Below are 19,115 nucleotides of genomic sequence, written 5' to 3'. Positions count from 1 at the left end.
AAAACATGTTTCTTGTTATTGTATGTTAAGACAGTCATTTAATTGGCGGATGTATTGCGTCTGTCACTGTGATTTTTTATCTTTCTTATCAAATATATAGCAATGAAACCAGACAGTAGCTAAATATCTTGCACTTAATCTTGACTATTTTACTCAGGATTAACTATAATAGCGCACATATGATGTACTATCATCATAACTGATTGTATGATTTAGTGAATGTTGTTATTCAATAACTGTTATTGAATAAGTCCTGTAGAAAGTTATACGGAACAAATTTTTCAATCAACATTTTTAGCAAGATATGGAGATAAAAAATGCGTTTAACGACTCGTGGCAGGTATGCGGTAACTGCTTTATTAGATTTGGCTTTACAAGATAATAATCCAGACGCAGCCGTCTCACTCTCTGATATCGCCAAACGACAATCTATTTCTATCTCTTATCTTGAGCAACTTTTTTCCAAGTTGCGCAAAAATGGTTTGGTTACCAGTACACGCGGTGCATCGGGTGGTTATCATTTAGCGAAACCTTTAGATCAGATTGATGTGATGACGATTATCTCTGCTGTTGATGAATCTGTGAATGCGATGCAATGTGAAGGTCGAGGTGATTGTCAGGGCGGTGCCATGTGTTTGACTCATGACTTGTGGTGTGCCTTATCAAATCATATCGAACAGTACTTGCAAAATATATCCTTAGCCCAATTATTGAAGATGGAAAATGTTAAAGATATTTCTATCAGGCAAAAGCTACTTTTGGAGCAGGCGCATTTAGAAGAATCAATCAGTAAAAATTCCAGTAAAAATAAAGCTACTTCTAATAAAGACATTTCTACCATTACACTCATTTCTACCAGCGAGGTTTCCCCAGCATGAGTACACAAGCAAGGCCCATATACTTAGATTATGCAGCGACGACACCTGTAGATAAACAAGTCGCCGAAAAGATGATGCAGTATTTGACCTTTGAGGATACCTTTGGGAATCCTGCATCACGCTCGCATGGATATGGCTGGCAAGCAGAAGAAGCGGTAGAAAATGCGCGAGAGCAAATAGCAGATTTGGTGAATGCAGACCCACGTGAGATAGTGTTTACCTCTGGTGCAACGGAGTCAGATAATCTGGCCATTAAAGGGGCAGCACATTTTTATCAAAGCCGTGGAAAGCACATTATTACCAGTAAAATAGAGCATAAAGCAGTATTAGATACTTGCCGTCAATTAGAGCAAGAAGGTTTTGATATTACTTACCTAGAGCCAGAAGCGAGTACTGGGCTGATTCATGCACAACAAGTGAAGCAAGCCATACGTGATGATACGATTTTGGTGTCTTTGATGATGGTGAATAATGAGCTTGGTACAGTGACTGATGTTGGTGCAATCGGTGAGATTACTCGTGATGCAGGCGTGGTATTTCATGTCGATGCAGCGCAGGCAGCAGGTAAAATTGAAATCGACTTACAAACATTAAAAGTGGATTTGATGAGCTTTTCAGGGCATAAAATTTATGGTCCTAAAGGTATTGGTGCTTTATTTGTGCGTCGTAAACCACGTATTCGCTTAAAAGCAGAACAGCATGGTGGTGGTCATGAGCGTGGTATGCGTTCAGGTACATTACCAACACATCAAATTGTTGGTATGGGTGAGGCATTTGCGATGGCAAAAACTCGTCTGCAACAAGATCACGAACATGCTCAAAAACTCTATGATAAATTATGGAATGGGGTGCAAGATATTGAAGAAATATACTTAAATGGTGATAAAGTGCACCATGTACCCAATATTTTAAATATCAGTTTCAACTTTATTGAAGGTGAATCATTGATGATGTCACTTAAAGATTTAGCGGTTTCTTCAGGTTCGGCATGTACCTCTGCCACCCTTGAGCCATCTTATGTATTACGTGCCATTGGTCGTCCTGATGAGTTGGCGCATAGCTCGATACGCTTTAGTTTTGGTCGCTATACCACTGAAGAAGATATTGATAGAGTGTTAAGTGAGATACATCAAGCAGTCGATAAACTGCGTGACTTATCACCTTTATGGGATATGTATAAAGAAGGTATCGATCTTGGCTCAGTAGAATGGTCAGAGCACTAATTTTATTTATCCAATGATATTTATAGTAGTTATATATGAGTAAATATGTATTTATCATTGATTTTTTTACCACCAATATTATTTACAAGTAACATTAACTGATATTGACCCCAAGTTGATTAAATAATGGTGAGCGTCGCTCATCATCAAAACCCAGGAGATAATCATGGCCTATAGCAATCAAGTAATTGATCATTATGAAAACCCACGCAATGTTGGTAACTTTGATAAAAATGCCACCAATGTTGGCACAGGAATGGTCGGTGCGCCCGCTTGTGGCGATGTGATGCGCTTACAAATCCAAGTTGGTGATGATGGCGTGATTCAAGACGCACGTTTTAAAACTTATGGTTGTGGCTCAGCCATTGCTTCTAGCTCGTTGGTTACTGAGTGGCTAAAAGGTAAAACCCTTGAGCAAGCTCAAGAGATTAAAAATAAAGAAATTGCTGATGAATTGGCGCTGCCACCCGTCAAAGTTCACTGCTCGGTATTGGCTGAAGATGCCATTAAGGCGGCAGTGAATGATTACCGTAGCAAGCATGCCCAAGAAAATACGGCTAGTACTGATGTTAATACTGATACTGAAGTAGCTGCTGAAGCTTAAAATAAGCAAAATATCATTAAATTAGCTAAATTTTAAAGTATCAGAACTGATGGTTTGCCAAAATATGGTTGTTGGTTAACAACCATATATGGTAGTACAAGCTGCTTTAATGATTAATTGGTGATGGTTGTTACGTTAACTGTCAGATAAAGGAGCTGTTATGATTGAGTTGACTGAACGTGCTGCAAAACACGTTTCTGACTTTTTAGAAAATCGTGGACATGGTGAAGGCATCCGTGTGGGTGTGCGTACGGCTGGCTGCTCAGGTTTGGCTTATGTGCTTGAGTTTGTTGATGACCCAGAGCCGACTGATGACTCATTTGAAAGTAATGGTGTGAAGGTGTTTGTTGATCCCAAAAGTATGGTATACCTTAATGGCTTACGCATGGATTATGTCACCGAAGGACTTAATGAGGGCTTTAAATTTACCAACCCTAATCAAAAAGGGGAATGTGGCTGTGGTGAGTCGTTTACGGTTTAGTAGATTAAACCAGATGAAAATTTATACAATATCTTTTTTATAAAGTAGCTTTTTAGAATATGTAGCTTTTTATAAATACCTTAGGACAATAAAATGCCAGTTTATCAGTCAGATGTTTCAATACAAACGCTTAATGATAAATTAACGACTATCTTTAGTCAGTTAAACTATCAAAAAGTTGAAGCTACTGATAATAGTCAATATATGCATAATTTTTTGACCATATTTTGTTATGAATGGCATGATGGAACAGTTACGTTTAGTTTTTCTATCCCTGACGATTTGATGTTAGAGCTGTTAGAATATGACGCTAATCGTTCTCTAAAACAATTTCTATCCTCGTTTGAAACGACCACATTTAATAATTATAATGCCAATGACTTTGAGCCACCAAAAACCAGTTGTTTTTTATATTTTCAATATATTTTAACCACTGATGACAATGGCTCTTATACCATGAAATATCCTACGGGATTAAAAATAGAAGATTATGACTGCGTATTATTTCAATCGCAAACAAAAATAGGTATCAAAAAACCAGATGAGATTTATGTTAAAGAAACATATTTGCTATATCGTGATGCCACATCTGACCCAAACATTTATCAACCAAAAGCCATTGCCATTATGAAGCAAATGGCAAGCCAGCTAAATCCCTATGCCATATTTAATTTAGCTATTGGCTCATTAAATGGTTATTTTGGACTGCGTAAAGATAAAGAGTATATTAGCCAACAAATAAAATTGGCTTATCAATTAGATCTGCCCTACGCCAGAATATTGTACAAACAACTTAATCCAAATGCTTTTTCAGTGATAGAAATACTAGAGGAGGCGGCAAAACTTGATGGTGCCTCATCAAATTTTGCATTAGCAAGGTTATATCATACAGGGGAAAATCCTCTAAACAATAGCTATTTAGACAGTGATTTTGAACGAAGCGATGAGCAAGCCATGTATTGGTATGAGCAAACCATCAACTCTAAAGAAATCACTAACCCCATGATATTAACCTGCTTTTATAATCAAAATTTATTACAGCTTGGACGAGCTTATGACAAGCTGATATTAACTGATTTTGACACCATCAGTTATGAATGGCTTATAGAACAAGCCAAAAATAATAATATGGTGGCAAAATTTATGTTAGGTTTTTCTCATGAATATGGGGTATGGGTTAAGCAAAGTTATGAACAAGCGGTTATTTGGTACCAAGAAGGTGCTGAACAAGGATATGCCAAAGCACAATGTAATTTAGCCGATAAATATGAACATGGCAAGGGTGTCCAGCAGGATTATCAAAATGCCATCAAGTATTATACTTTAGCAGCCAATCAAGGCATACCAGAAGCTTGTGGAAGTTTGGCAAATATATATAAAGAAGGTCTGGGCGTTGAGATGGATTTAGAGAAGTTTGAATACTGGTCAGCGAAAGAAGAAGAATATGAACTATATCGAACATGATAAAAGATTATTTTTTGATATTGACTCTTTTTTTTAATTTTCACTAAATTTTGATAGATGCTTATGAAATCACTTCCCCAAAATTCTAATAACTTTTTTGCTTTATTTGAGCAGCCTGTGCAGTTTGAAATAGATCAAGCAGCATTAGACGCACGGCTACGAGAGTTACAAAAACAGTATCATCCTGACAATACAAGTTCTGATAATACCAGTAAGACCAATCAAAATCATGACAGTACTTCGGCATTAATTAATCACGCCTATCAAACATTAAAATCTGCTGATAGCCGAGCCAGTTATCTATTAGAAATGGTTGGACAAGATGCAGAACTAAATAATTCTATCGCTGATCTTGATTTTTTAGATGATGCGATGGAATTGCGTATTGATATCGATGAAGCAGATGCACCTGAGCAGTTAGTTGGCTTACAACAAGCAGTGGCAAGTCGTATTGATAAGTTTGCACAACAGTTTGAGCAGTTTTATAATGATAAAAACTGGAATCAGGCTATTGATATTACTCAAAAACTCAAGTTTTTGGTAAAACTCAAAAAAGATGTGGCAAAGAAAATTGACGCTCTACATCAACAAGATGATGCAGGTGATGATGATTTGTATCTATGATACAACTAACGATAAGTTTTCTTTTATAAGATTTCTTTTATAAAGAATTATAGCCTGCTTGATGAGTCATTAAGTTAGTTATTAACATCTAAAACTGGCAGTACTTGATAAGAATCCGACCAGTGTCTTCATTCCTATTTTCTTCCGATTTAAAACCGTTCTGATGTTGTACGGTTTTCTTTTTTCATTTTAAAGCTTTTGAGTGTTTTATGTCCTTATTACAAATTGCCGAACCACAGCAAAGTAGCAAACCCCATAGCCATCGTTATGCTCTTGGCATAGATTTAGGAACAACACGCTCTATTGTTGCTGTCGTGCGTTCTGGTAAAGCTGCTGTTATTCCTGCAACAGATTCTAGCGATACCTTGCTGCCCTCCGTTGTTTATTATGGTGATCCAACAACCCATACGCCAGTTGTTGGACAAGCAGCGTTAATAAAGCAAAGTGAAGATCCCAGCAATACCATTATTTCTGCCAAGCGATTTATGGGTCGTAGTCATACTGATATTAAATTTTCCCACCCTTATCAGCTATCTGGTCAGCAAGATGCCATGCCCACCTTTGTTACTAAGCAAGGTGATATCTCTCCAGTGCAAGTATCAGCAGATATCCTTAAAGCCTTAAAACAGCGGGCGCAAGAGGCGCTGCCAGAAGATAGTATTGCAGGGGCAGTGATTACTGTGCCAGCCTATTTTGATGAAGCGCAGCGACAAGCCACCAAAGATGCAGCAGCAGCAGCAGGCTTAAATGTGCTTAGGTTACTTAATGAGCCAACCGCAGCCGCCGTTGCTTATGGTCTTGATAGTCAGGAAAGCAGTGATAGCCATAGTGATGCTCATGATGCAAAAGACACCCATAGCCGTCTGTATCTGATTTATGATTTGGGTGGTGGTACATTTGATGTGTCTATTTTAAAAATGACCGCAGGTGTGTTTGAAGTGGTGGCAACGGGGGGTAATAGTGCCCTTGGTGGTGATGACATTGATAGACTCATTGCTAACTGGCTACTAAAACAAGCGGGGCTTGATGCAAAAAGTATCAGTAATGAAGAAAAATCATACTTAGCACAACAAGCCAAGCAATATAAACAGGCTTTGTCAGAACAAGATAGTGTACGTGTTGATATTAGTATTACTGATAATGGTCACAGCAAACAATGGCAAGGTGAGCTGACGACTGAGATCTTGGCTAAGATTATTGAGCCTGTATCACGGCGTACGCTTGATGTGTGTAAACAAGTACTGCGTGATGCCAATTTAAATAGCAGTGATTTGGATCATGTAATTTTGGTGGGTGGCTCTACTAGAATGCCTTTGATTCAGTCTTTGGTTGCCGACTTTTTTGCGACCAAGCCACTGTGCCATATCAATCCTGATGAGGTAGTGGCACTGGGGGCAGCACAAACAGCGAATCAATTAATCAACACAGATAAATCTGATAATGTATTGTTATTAGATGTGACACCTTTATCTTTGGGGCTTGAGACCATGGGTGGATTGGTAGAGGTATTGATACCTCGTAATACGCCCATTCCTGTCAGCAAACGCCAGATATTCACTACTTATCAAGATGGTCAGACGGGTATGGTCATTCATGTGGTGCAAGGCGAGCGTGAAACGGTAGAAAACTGCCGCTCACTAGGTCGTTTTGAGCTATACGGCATACCGCCGATGAAGGCAGGCTTTGCTCGTATTGAGGTGACGTTTAGCATTGATGCCAATGGTCAGTTGACAGTGAGTGCAGAAGAAACCACCACTAATACCAAAAGTGAAATTGCCATTACTCCGTCCTATGGATTAACCGATGAGCAAAAAGAGCAGCTATTGATGGCAGGGTTTGAACATGCTGAATCAGACAAGCAAGCTCGTAGTTTGATTGAAACCAAAGTAGAAGCTGAGCGTGAAATTTTGGCGTTAAATTCTGCGATGACAGAGTTTGCTAATCTATTAGATGCAGATAAAACACAAGCTTTACAGCTTGCCATAGAAGATTTACAGCAAGCGATTGCCAGTGATGATCTGGCAGTGATTGAGCAGCAGCAAGCCAAACTAAAACCGTTAAGTGATGCATTTGCTGCACAAATTATGAATCAAAGTATCCAAGCTACTATGGCGGGTACTAAAACTTCAGAGTGGTCATAGTCATAATAGCCATATTATCCGTTAGTAAGTCATATTAGCTGACTGTGAGTGTTGATAATGGCTGTTATTTGAATATATGTTATTTACTGAACTTTAAGTTTTATTGATTTATAAAGATAGAGTCTGTTTGACCACTTTTTAATTTTTATTAGCGACTGGATCATACCATGCCAAAAATTACTGTATTACCACATCATGATATTTGCCCAGAGGGTGCGGAAGTTGAGCTTGAAGAGGGTAGCAACCTTTGTAAAGGTTTATTAAATGAAGGCATCAAAATTGAGCACGCCTGCGAGATGTCAAAGGCATGTACTACTTGCCATGTGGTGATTCGCAAAGGTTTTAATAGTCTAGAAGAAATGGATGATATTGAGGCAGATTTACTCGACCGTGCTTGGGGTCTTGAAGCAGATTCACGGCTGTCTTGTCAGGTGATTGTAGAAGATAAGGACTTAACCGTAGAAATCCCAAAATATACACTTAATCATGCTAAAGAAAATCATTAATCATTTTGCTGCTTTGCATATCATATATAGTTAAATAGCACAGTTGATTAGAGTATAGAAAGTGAAGTGAAATTAAAGTATAGAAAAATAAAAAAAGAGACGTCATCAAAATATGGTGTCTCTTTTTTTTCTTAATTTATACAGGTTTTTAAATTTAACCTGTGTTTCTTAGCCCCTGTGCCACACCATTGATGGTTAAGTGGGTAAGCTGTAGCAGTTTGGCATCATCTAACTCTGTAGCTTTATTACTTGAAGTCTGATCATTGCCTCTACGCTGCTTGAGTAGGGCAATTTGTAGCCAGTTTAGGGCATTGAGATAGGGCAGGCGTAGTGCCAAAGAGCGTGCTAAGGCTCGGTTGCCTGAGAGTAGGGTTTGCTGTCCGGTAATTTTTAACAGTGCTGCTTTACTGCGCTCATACTCGTCTAATATCAGTGCGAAAATCTCTGCTGCCTTTTGGCTATCATCGGCTAAATCAACATAGCTTTTAGCAATATCAATGTCTGTTTTTGCCATCACTTGCTCCATGTTAGAGAGCATCGATTGCATAAATGCGCTGTCATTTGCATGTTGTTGCAGTAATGCCAAATTATCAGCATTATCGGCAAGTAGTTTTTCTACCGCTGTGCCAAAGCCATACCAAGCAGGCAGCATCAAGCGGTTTTGCATCCAAGAGAAAACCCAAGGAATGGCACGTAAGTCTTGAATACGAGCCAATGTTTTACGGCTGGCAGGACGAGAGCCAATATTTAAGCTGGCAATCTCAGTAATGGGACTGGTCTGCAAGAAATAATCAATAAAATAAGGGTGAGTAATCAACTCTCGATAATGGGTAAAGGCATGATTTGATAGACTCTCTAACAATATTGGATCGGGTGTCATGGTTGCATTTGGTAATAAGGTCGCTTTTAGGGTGGCAGAAACCAACGCCTCTAGATTACGCTCAGCATTACTAGCATCAGCATATTTTGCAGTGATAACCTCGCCTTGCTCGGTGATGCGAATTTGCCCTGCCACTGAATTAGCAGGCTGTGCCAAAATGGCTTCAAAAGAAGGACCGCCACCACGTCCCACACTACCACCGCGCCCGTGGAATAAACGTAGTCTGACATTGTGTTTGGCAAAGACATTGACTAATTTTTGCTCGGCTTGATACAGTGACCATTGACTGGTGATATAACCACCATCTTTATTAGAGTCTGAATAACCAAGCATAATCTCTTGTATCATCTCACGGCTTTGTAGCACCTGCTGATACCATGGGTTGCTAAATAGGCTATCCATCACCCCAACACAGTTTTCTAGTGCGTCAATGGTTTCAAATAATGGCACAATATTTAGGCGACTGATGGGTTTATTTTGACGAATACTCAGTAGTCCTGTCTCTTTCATCAGTAACGCCAATGCCAAAATATCACTGAGGTTTTCGCAGTTTGAGATGATACTTTGGGTAATGGCTGCTTCACCATATTGATTTTTGATATCTGCTGCTGTTTTAAAGATAGCAAGCTCGTGTTGCGTTTGCTGTTGATAGTCAACATAAGGGCTATAAAGGGGACGGGGAGTAGCTAATTCACGCAACAACACTCGTTGTCTGGCTGCTTCTGACAATGATAAGAAATCTTCTAAATCAGCGTGCAAAAATAAGTCATGGACACAGTCAGCATGACGTGCTGCATGTTGGCGTAAATCGATGGGCATCAGATAAAAGCCAAATAAGCTGACGCTACGAATAAGGTCTTCTAGTCTGCCTTGTGCCAGTTTTGGGCTGCCATTATTAAGCAGTGATTGCTGAATGGTGGTTAAGTCTGCTAAAAGCTCTTCTGCGGTTTGATAAGGCTCAGCTTCACCAAAACGGCAGCCATAGTCCAAATCAAAACGGTGGCTGGTGGCAACAACTCGCGCAGAAATCAGTGCCAGCGCACGACGATACGGTTCTTCACTACGTGAAATATTGGTATCGGGTGATTGAGCTGCCATTGCCATCACTGCCTCATCAATTTTGACGCGTCTGATGGATAACGGCAGAGCATCATAGAGTTTGCCAAGTTGATCACGGTAGTAGTAGAAAACAGCGGCAGCTTGTTTTTTAAATGCATGGCGTAGGGTGTCAGCACTGACAAAAGGATTACCATCTCTGTCACCGCCAATCCAGTTACCAATATGAATCAGATTCGGCAGGCGCGTATCGGGATAAATTTCATTTAGCTGGCTATCAAGTTTACGGTATAAAGAGGGCAGCGCTTGAAAGAAGCTCAAATCAAAATAGCCAACGCCATTAATAATCTCATCATTAACCGTCATTTTAAAATGGCGCGTTTCATTGGTTTGCCACAATGCCAATAGCACTGTTTCAATATCCTCTTCAAGTAGCTGCTGTTGATAGTCACTTTGTTGTGCTGAGTTAGCATAGTCATTGAGTATTTCACGGATACGACGATGAAAGTTAAGTACACTTTGACGCTGCACTTCGGTGGGGTGGGCAGTCAATACTGCACCGATAGTAGTTTTATCAAGTTGCTGCTGTAGGGTATCAGCAGTGATTTTTTGATTTTGTATTTGACCCAACACATGCTCAAAGCTTGATGGCGCAGGGCTATCCTCTTTTTCATGCGCAAGGCGGCGGCGTTTGTGGTGGCGGTCTTCGGCAATATTAAACATCTGTGCAAATAAGCTACAGGCACGGATTAAGTTTTCTGTTTGCCGATTATCTAATGTTGGTAAAACTTCATTGATGGTGGCTTGTGGGTTTGCTCCTGCCAGCAGTGCATCAATGGTGTGGGTAACTTGGGGTGAGGTTTGTGACTGGATTACCCGAATAAGGGCATCACTGAGTAATTTGGTTTCTTCTAATAAGGGTAAATCTTTTTCATTGTCTAATAGTTCATCACGAGCGATGGGATCAAATGTGGTGATTGCATCTGTATTAGTATTATTGTGGGCTGAATATTGGCTGTTCTGGCTCATTTTTTATCCTATTACCTTATATTGTGTATCATGGCGAACGTTAAGTGAATGCAATATAGTATTACTAATAAGCCTTATATTATAAAAAAATATAATAAATTCAAGCTATTAAAATGACTGACTGCCATATAAGTTGTCAGTAGCAAAATATATTTGCTGTCATTTATTGTTATAAAGGAACAGGCTAGGTATTAAAAACTGGCTGAGTTAAAGATTTATGAACTAATATCAGCGATAATAGGCACACTTTTATAAGAATTAGGCGGAGTAACTATGCAGCGAGCGCAGCAACCACAAAATAAGCAACCACAAGATGAGCCTGTGGCATTAAATAACTTGCATGATATGCAAGGTGAGGGTTGGTTTCCTAATTGGCAGCCTTATAAGGGCAATTTAGATGCGGCACATGCTTTGCCTGTGGATATTAATGAGTATCTGCCTGTGGGAAAAAGTGTCTTGCTGGCAATTCAACATACGTTTGCGATGTTTGGTGCTACTGTATTAGCACCGCTATTGATGGGTTTTGACCCCAATCTGGCAATTTTGATGTCGGGTATTTGTACCATTTTATTTTTTATCTTTACGGGTGGACGTATGCCCAGTTACTTGGGCTCAAGCTTTGCTTTTATTGGGCCTGTGATTGCGGTGACGGCATATGCAGGGACGGGTTTTAATGCCAATCTTGATGTGGCATTGGGTGGTATTATTGCCTGTGGTATTTTTTATGCGTTTATTGGTTTGGTGGTGATGGCAGTGGGCACACGCTGGATAGAATCACTGATGCCGCCCATTGTGACGGGTGCTATTGTGATGATTATTGGTTTAAACCTTGCACCAGTTACGGTACAAGGGGTGTCAGCAAATACCTTTGATATCTGGATGGCATTAGCAACCATTGCTTGTATCGGCTCGGTGGCGGTATTTACTCGTGGCATGATGCGTCGATTGCTGCTATTGGTTGGTTTGGTCGCTTCATATTTATTTTACTTTATTTTGACCAATGTATTGGCACTAGGACCAGCAATTGATTTTCAAGGGGTACAGCAAGCAGCGTGGTTTGGAGTACCAAGTTTACATCAGCCAAGCTTTGAAGTTAGCGCAATAATTGCCATTGTACCAGTGGCATTTATTTTGGTAGCAGAAAATTTGGGGCATTTTAAAGCGGTTGAGGGCATGACACAGACTCGGGTAACGCCTTATATCGGACGTGCATTTTTTGCAGATGGGGTGGCGACAGCATTGTCTGCTGGTGTTGGTGGTACGGGCGTGACCACTTATGCTGAAAATATTGGGGTGATGGCAGTAACCAAAGTATACAGCTCGATTGTATTTGCTTTAGCAGGCGTGGTGGCGATATTGCTTGGGTTATCCCCAAAGTTTGGTGCACTCATTCAAAGTATCCCGCCTGCAATATTAGGCGGTGCTTCCATTGTCGTTTTTGGCTTGATTACCATTGCAGGTATTAAAATCTGGATTGATAATCAGGTGGATTTTCGCAAAAATTCTAATTTGATGATTGGAGCGATGACCGTGATTATGGGTGCTGGTAATTTTAGTTTAAATATTGCAGGTTTTGATTTGGGTGGTATTGGTACAGCAACATTGGCAGCGATAGTATTAAATTTTGTTTTTAACCGTTTTCATACCGAATCCATTTAGGAAGTAGGGCTAATAATCATTATTAGCATGGCATGGTCTGCGTTTGTTTGTCTGCTAGTAAAATTATATTAGCTTGACTAGGGTCAATTTGTTATGCTAATCGTTAAACTGAATCAAAAAAGACTTTATGATGCAAGATACATTGATAAAACAAACACTGATAAAACAAATACAAACAAATCCCAAGCAGCAGTTTAAATCTAGCATAGGCATTGTGGCGCTATGTATGATGGCGATGGGGTTTAGTTTGCCTGCGCATGCGTGCAAAATTCCCAAAAGTTATTATAAACATGTCTCTTGTACCGCCAGTAGCCGTTATTTTTTGGCAGTCAAAGACTCAGGTGCACCAGTGGCACTACTGGATAGAAACGGGCAAAAAGCCGTTGATTTATCTCGTTATACGCAAGTGGATAGCAGTAAGCTACGTTCGGGTTTGTTGCCCGTACAACGCCTTGGTAAACTTGGATATGTCAATATGCAGGGGCGAGAAGTGATACCTGCAGTTTATGATATTTTAATTGATGATGCAAACACCACAGGTTGGGCACGAGCAGTGAGTAATGAGCGCATTGTGGTGAAAAAAAATGGCAAATTTGGCGTGATTAATACCAGTAATAAAGTGATTGTGCCTTTTTCCTCTCGTTATCAAAGTATTAGTGACTTTGACCAAGGTGTGGCACAGGTGCGTAAAAGTGGCAAGACCGCATGGATAGATATTCAAGGTCGTGCTGCCAGTAACCCCAATCCTCCAGCGCCTCAACCACAGTTCCAGACACAATCACAGCCCCAGTCACAGTCTCAGTCTCAGCGTCAACCCCAATCCCAATCTACACAGCCATCACCTGCTATTGATATTCCAACCCCACAAGCGACTGTCTCCATTACATCGACCACCACCGTCTCTTCTGCGGGTAGCCGCACTGATAATCAAAAAACAGCCAACACTCAAGTAAGCCGTACTCAAATAAATGACACAAGAGTGTGGCAGCCAGAAAAACGAGATGGTAAATGGGGATTTGTTGACCATCGTGGCGTTGCGATGATTACTTTTTCTTTTGATGAAGTGAAGCCGTTTTCAGAAGGGCTGGCTGGAGTTAGGATTGATAATCGTTGGGGATTTGTAAATTTGGCAGGTGAATTGGTGATTCCATTTCGCTTTGAGCAGCAAGGTGTCATCACTGAGGGGGCAAATGCTTCTTATCAGGGGCAGCCTGCGTTTGTGTTTACCTCAGGTAAAGCATGGATTGGTAATTTGCAAAATGGCGATAAAATGTGTATTGATAAAGATGGTAAAAATGTTGGCTGTGATTAATTTATGTAGAGGTTAATAAGTAGGTGTATCATCAAATTGTCGTGTTGGCTAGGTACACTCATAGATATCATCAGTCAAAATAAATAGATTTAAAACAGTAAGATTAACATTAATGATGGTAGGCAAAAATAGTCAAATAATAATTAAAAGCAGCGATTGGTTAAATTTAGCTATTTATAGTCATAACCAGTTTATATACATTTAGAAGATAAAAAAATGGAGCATAATAATGAGTATTAATCATAACAATCAACAACAGCAACAGCAACAACAGAAAAAAGAACAACAACAAAAGCTGGCACATATCACCGAGGTCATGGCGAGTTATACTCATCAAAAAACGCCACTGTTAGAGCAGTTTAGCCATGTGTATTATCACAATCTAACAAAACAGGACATGCAACGCCTGAGCGATGAGGACTTAGCGGGCATGGCATTGCATCATTTGCGTTTGTTGCAGCGTTATGATGGCAAAGCCCCTTTGATTAGTATATTTAATCCTACCCCAGAGACACATCACTTTCATACCTCGCACAGTGTGATACAGATGGTGGCGTATGATCGTCCCTTTTTAGTGGATACCCTGCTGCTAAGTTTAGAGGCACAACAGATTGATGTGCATCGTTTATTTCATACCATTGTGCAAGTGGTACGTGATGATAATGGTGATGTGACAGCGGTGCAAGGTGCAGATAATAGTGATGCACGTTATATATCATTGATTCATTGTGAAATAGATCGTCAACAAGAGGCACAGCTTGAGCCTATCCGTGCCCCTTTATTAGAAAAAGTGGCTTTGTTAGATACTTTGGTGAAAGACTGGCAAGCAATGCAGGATAAGCTAAAATCAATTAAAGCTGAGTTGAGCGCAACCCACATCAGCAATAGTCCATATAGTATGCAGGAAGTGCAGACCTTTTTAGATTGGATCATGGCAGATCATTTTGTATTTTTGGGATATCGAGAATATCATCTGAGTCAAACCGATGATGAACTGGATTTATATTCGGTTGGTGGCTCAGGGCTTGGGCTATTACGCCAAGGTCTTGAGGATAAGCGGTCGGAGAGTTTCCATCAACTGCCCAATAGCCTAAAAAACTTGCTCACTGTACCCCAAGTTCTGTTGTTGTCTAAATCCAGTCATATCTCGCCTGTACATCGTGCTGTGTATATGGATTTTTTGGGTATTCAAAAATTTGATGAACATGGCAAGGTCATCGGAGAGTATCGTTTTATTGGTTTATTAACCTCACGTGCTTATCAGCTTGAAGTCAATCAAATCCCATTGCTAAGAGAGAAAACGGCACAGCTATTGGCACGGGCAGATTTGCCAAAAAATGGTCATGCGTATCACAAACTGCTGCATATCATTAATACTTTGCCCAGAGATGATTTATTCCAAGGCAGTATTGATGAGCTATATCCAATGGTGACAGGGATTGCAAATTTACAAGACCGCAAACGCCTGTATTTATTTACCCGTATCGATCATTATCAGCGTTTTGTTTCTTGTTTGGTTTATATCCCTCGAGACAAGTTTAATACTCAGCTAAGGGTACGCATTCAAAATATATTGGTTGAGGCATTTGGTGGTATTTCATCAGGATTTACCACCCAGTTTGATGAATCACACCATGCGCGGGTACATGTACATGTGCGTACCAAACCAGGACATATTAATTCCGTTAATAAACAACAGCTAGAGCAAGCACTTGGAAAAGTGATGCAAGGCTGGCAAGAAGGCTTTGAGAAGGCTTTATTTAATGAGTTGGGTGAAGCGAAAGCCAATCAATTGTTGCGCCAATATTCAGCACATATCCCAGCGTCTTATCAAGAGCATTTTGATGAGCGTACGGCAGTATTGGATATCATGCGCCTAGATAGCTTAAATGAACACCAATCTTTGTTATGGCATTTGTATCAATCCACAGGCAATCAAAGCAATCAATTAAACTTAAAATTGTATGGTCGGGGCACACCTGCCATCTTGTCACATATTTTGCCAATTTTAGAAAAGTTTGGTGTAGAGGTAGTGACTGCACAGACTTATGATTTTGGTACTCCTAAAACTAAAGCGACTAATGAAGCAGAATCAACTGCAACTGCAACGGCATTATGGATGCAAGAGTACACACTGATATTAAAAGGTGTTGATGCGGTTAATATGGCAGTGGTACGGCAACAGTTTGAAGACAGTTTGGAGCAGATATGGAATGGGTGGGTAGAAAGTGACTATTTTAATGAGTTGATTTTGACCACCAGTTTGGATACGTATGATGTGGTGGTATTGCGTGCCTTGTCGCGCTATATGCTGCAAGCCAAAGCACCATTTTCTAGTCGTTATATTCAGCAAACCTTAGTGAAATATAGCGATATTGCTGTACAGCTCATTGCTTTATTTGATGCGCGTATGAATCTTGCCTATCATACAGACAGTGGTAGTACAGATATGACAGATAGCCATGCAGCACAACAACGGATCAGTGTTTGCCAGCAGCAGCTTTTGGCTGCCCTACAAGATGTCAGTAGTTTGGATGAAGATCGCATTTTGCGTTGGTATATTGATTTGATCAACGCCATGCTGCGTAGCAATTTTTATCAACGTGATGACCAAGGTAAGCGTAAAGATCGGTTGTCGTTTAAATTTGATGCTCAAAAAATCCCCAATCTGCCTAAGCCAAAACCGATGTTTGAGATATTTGTCTACTCACCTCGGGTAGAAGCGGTGCATCTGCGTGGTGGTAAAGTCGCCCGAGGTGGATTGCGTTGGTCGGATCGTATGGAAGATTTTCGTACCGAAGTATTGGGATTGGTCAAAGCACAAATGGTCAAAAATGCAGTGATTGTTCCCGTTGGCTCAAAAGGTGGCTTTATTGTCAAAAACAAAACCATGGCAGATGGGCGCGAAGCATTGCAAAAAGAGGGCATTGCTTGTTATCAGACATTTTTGCGTGGCATGTTAGATATTACCGATAACATTGTCGATGGCAGTATTATTGCCCCTGCTGATACGGTGCGCCATGATGGTGATGATCCTTATTTAGTGGTTGCCGCTGATAAAGGAACGGCATCGTTTTCAGACATTGCTAATGGCATTGCAGCAGAGTATCAGTTTTGGCTAGATGATGCTTTTGCTTCGGGTGGTTCTGTTGGCTATGACCACAAAGCGATGGGCATTACGGCTCGGGGTGCTTGGGAGTCGGTAAAACGTCATTTTCGTATGTTGGGTATGGATATCCAACAAAAAGATGACTTTACTGTGGTGGGCATTGGTGATATGAGTGGTGATGTATTTGGTAATGGCATGTTGCTATCGAAGCACATTAAGCTACAAGCTGCTTTTAATCACTTACATATCTTTATTGACCCCAACCCAGATACACAAGCATCATTTAATGAACGTGCACGTTTATTCGAGATGCCCCGTTCTAGTTGGGCAGATTATGATACTGCGCTTATTAGTGAAGGCGGTGGCGTTTTCTCTCGTCAAGATAAATCCATTGCCATCAGTGCGCAAATGAAAGCAGCTTTTGCCATTAATAGTGATGCGCTTACCCCCAATGAACTCATTCATGCCTTGTTGCAAGCTCCTGTAGATTTGATTTGGAATGGTGGTATAGGTACTTATATCAAAAGCAGTACCGAGACCAATAATGAAGTGGGAGATAGAGCCAATGATGCGGTGCGAGTCAATGGAGAGCAAGTGCGTGCACGAGTGATTGGTGAGGGTGGCAACTTGGGCTGTACCCAGCAAGGTCGCATTGAGTATGCGTTATCTGGCGGTAATGATGGCAGTGGCGGACGGATTTATACCGATGCCATTGATAACTCAGGTGGTGTGAACTGCTCCGATCATGAGGTTAATATTAAAATCTTGTTGGGTCAAGTGGTTGAACAAGGTGACATGACCACCAAGCAGCGTAATGAGTTGCTTGAGAGCATGACCGATACGGTGGCTCAGCTTGTGCTACGTCAAAACTATCTACAACCACAAACCATCGAACTATCAGCGGCACAGGCAGTAGAAAATCTTAGTGATCATCAGCGTTTTATTAGTTATCTAGAAGACGAGGGCAGACTAGATAGAGCCATTGAGTTTTTACCCACCGATGATGAAATTCATGCCCGTAAAAAAGCGGGTACGGGACTAACCAATCCTGAGTTGGCAGTGGTACTGGCATACGGCAAAATGTGGGTATACGATGCCCTGTTAGAATCAGATTTGCCCGATGATGATTATTTTGTTAATGAGTTACGCAAATACTTCCCCGATGAGCTTGTCGATAAGTTTTTTGCGCAAATGGTGCAGCATCGTTTGCATCGTGAAATTATCAGTACCTACTTGACTAACAGTGTGGTCAATCGTTTGGGAATTGAGTCGCTATTTCGTCTGTATGAAGAAACAGGACAGCCGTTGGCAACCATTGTACGTGCCTATGCCATTGCCCGAGATGTGTTTAATATTCGTTTGGCTTGGCAAATGTTGGAATCACTTGATGAGCAGGTGGGGCAAGGCGACATTGCTGCCTCGATACAGCTTGAGCTAGAAAATCGTATTCGTGACGTGTTGTCACGGGGTGCAGTGTGGTTTATTAACACCTTTGGTAGTGAGCTGAATGTGACTGATATGATTGTGCGCTTTGGAGAGAGTGTCAATTATCTGACCCATGCGCAAGGTTTTATTGCCCAGCAGTATGCTGATGTACTGCAAGAGGAGGCGGCTGTATTAATAGACAATGGGCTGAGCTTAGAGTTGGCACAAGCATTTGTGATGTTGCCTTATCATGTTGATGCCTTAGATACGGCATTATTAGCACAGCAGTATGAGTATCCTGTAGAGCAAGTAGCGGCATTGTATTTTGATGCTTATCAAAGTCTACAATTAGATTGGATTAGTCAACACATTGCCCAACTACCACAGCAAGATCATTGGGATCGCCGTGCTCGTTATGCGCTGCAAAATGAGCTAAATCGAGTGTTAAGACAGTTTTTGACTCAGCTTTTGAATACAGATGATGCACAATCAGCACTACAACAATGGAAAGATAAACATCAAGCGCAACTTGATGATTTGACCCAAGAGATGCAGCAAATGAATAGCAGTGAGGTGCATCTGTCTACATTATCAGTAATGATGAGTGAAATTAATCGATTGTTAGATTAATAGGTTTAATAGGTTTAATAGGTTTAATAAGTTGTTAGATTAATTAATGATATTAACTTATTAGACAACACAAATAGGCAAAATAAAAATCCCC

At 40.5% G+C, this 19,115-nt stretch carries 12 protein-coding genes; 11 read left to right on the top strand and 1 reads right to left on the bottom strand.

Annotation, left to right across the window (positions count from 1 at the left end; translation table 11 throughout):
* Positions 1 to 317 precede the first annotated feature (317 nt).
* From FHK89_RS10825 to fdx, 8 genes are all read left to right on the top strand, one after another.
* On the top strand, positions 318 to 878 hold the full coding sequence (locus FHK89_RS10825) for an Rrf2 family transcriptional regulator (RefSeq protein ID WP_230660079.1): 561 nt from the start codon (positions 318 to 320) through the stop codon (positions 876 to 878).
* Positions 875 to 2,101, top strand: coding sequence for an IscS subfamily cysteine desulfurase (locus FHK89_RS10820; RefSeq protein ID WP_230660075.1), 1,227 nt, complete (start codon positions 875 to 877; stop codon positions 2,099 to 2,101). The genes FHK89_RS10825 and FHK89_RS10820 overlap by 4 nt, the downstream gene beginning before the upstream one ends.
* A 166-nt stretch (positions 2,102 to 2,267) precedes the next feature.
* Positions 2,268 to 2,705 (top strand): Fe-S cluster assembly scaffold IscU, encoded by a 438-nt coding sequence (iscU, locus tag FHK89_RS10815; protein WP_230660073.1) that lies wholly within the window; start codon positions 2,268 to 2,270, stop codon positions 2,703 to 2,705.
* A gap of 160 nt (positions 2,706 to 2,865) precedes the next feature.
* Positions 2,866 to 3,186, top strand: coding sequence for an iron-sulfur cluster assembly protein IscA (iscA, locus tag FHK89_RS10810; protein WP_230660071.1), 321 nt, complete (start codon positions 2,866 to 2,868; stop codon positions 3,184 to 3,186).
* Positions 3,187 to 3,279: 93 nt separating this feature from the next.
* On the top strand, positions 3,280 to 4,650 hold the full coding sequence (locus FHK89_RS10805; RefSeq protein WP_230660068.1) for a tetratricopeptide repeat protein: 1,371 nt from the start codon (positions 3,280 to 3,282) through the stop codon (positions 4,648 to 4,650).
* A gap of 63 nt (positions 4,651 to 4,713) precedes the next feature.
* Entirely contained in the window at positions 4,714 to 5,274 is a 561-nt protein-coding gene (gene hscB, locus FHK89_RS10800; RefSeq protein ID WP_230660065.1) for a Fe-S protein assembly co-chaperone HscB, read from the top strand.
* Between the two features lie 209 nt (positions 5,275 to 5,483).
* Positions 5,484 to 7,415 (top strand): Fe-S protein assembly chaperone HscA, encoded by a 1,932-nt coding sequence (gene hscA, locus FHK89_RS10795; protein WP_230660062.1) that lies wholly within the window; start codon positions 5,484 to 5,486, stop codon positions 7,413 to 7,415.
* Positions 7,416 to 7,582: 167 nt separating this feature from the next.
* Complete coding sequence (gene fdx / locus FHK89_RS10790) at positions 7,583 to 7,921, top strand: ISC system 2Fe-2S type ferredoxin (protein ID WP_230660059.1); 339 nt, start codon at positions 7,583 to 7,585, stop codon at positions 7,919 to 7,921.
* 154 nt (positions 7,922 to 8,075) lie between these two features.
* On the opposite strand, the gene ppc is transcribed toward fdx, so the two are convergent.
* Entirely contained in the window at positions 8,076 to 10,886 is a 2,811-nt protein-coding gene (gene ppc, locus FHK89_RS10785; RefSeq protein WP_230660056.1) for a phosphoenolpyruvate carboxylase, read from the bottom strand.
* A 345-nt stretch (positions 10,887 to 11,231) separates the two neighbouring features.
* Here ppc and FHK89_RS10780 point away from each other — a divergent pair, with 345 nt between their 5' ends.
* From FHK89_RS10780 to FHK89_RS10770, 3 genes are all read left to right on the top strand, one after another.
* The gene (locus FHK89_RS10780; RefSeq protein ID WP_230660266.1) at positions 11,232 to 12,545 is read left to right on the top strand and encodes a solute carrier family 23 protein; all 1,314 of its coding nucleotides are present in this window, start codon (positions 11,232 to 11,234) and stop codon (positions 12,543 to 12,545) included.
* Between the two features lie 130 nt (positions 12,546 to 12,675).
* On the top strand, positions 12,676 to 13,857 hold the full coding sequence (locus tag FHK89_RS10775) for a WG repeat-containing protein (protein WP_230660053.1): 1,182 nt from the start codon (positions 12,676 to 12,678) through the stop codon (positions 13,855 to 13,857).
* A 229-nt stretch (positions 13,858 to 14,086) separates the two neighbouring features.
* Entirely contained in the window at positions 14,087 to 19,021 is a 4,935-nt protein-coding gene (locus FHK89_RS10770) for an NAD-glutamate dehydrogenase (protein ID WP_230660050.1), read from the top strand.
* The last annotated feature ends 94 nt before the right edge of the window (positions 19,022 to 19,115 follow it).

This window comes from Psychrobacter sp. I-STPA10 (assembly GCF_021012795.1).
Taxonomy (GTDB): Bacteria; Pseudomonadota; Gammaproteobacteria; order Pseudomonadales; family Moraxellaceae; genus Psychrobacter.
The sequence above is the reverse complement of the archived record's forward strand: the minus strand, read 5'-3'. Positions and strand labels throughout refer to the sequence as shown.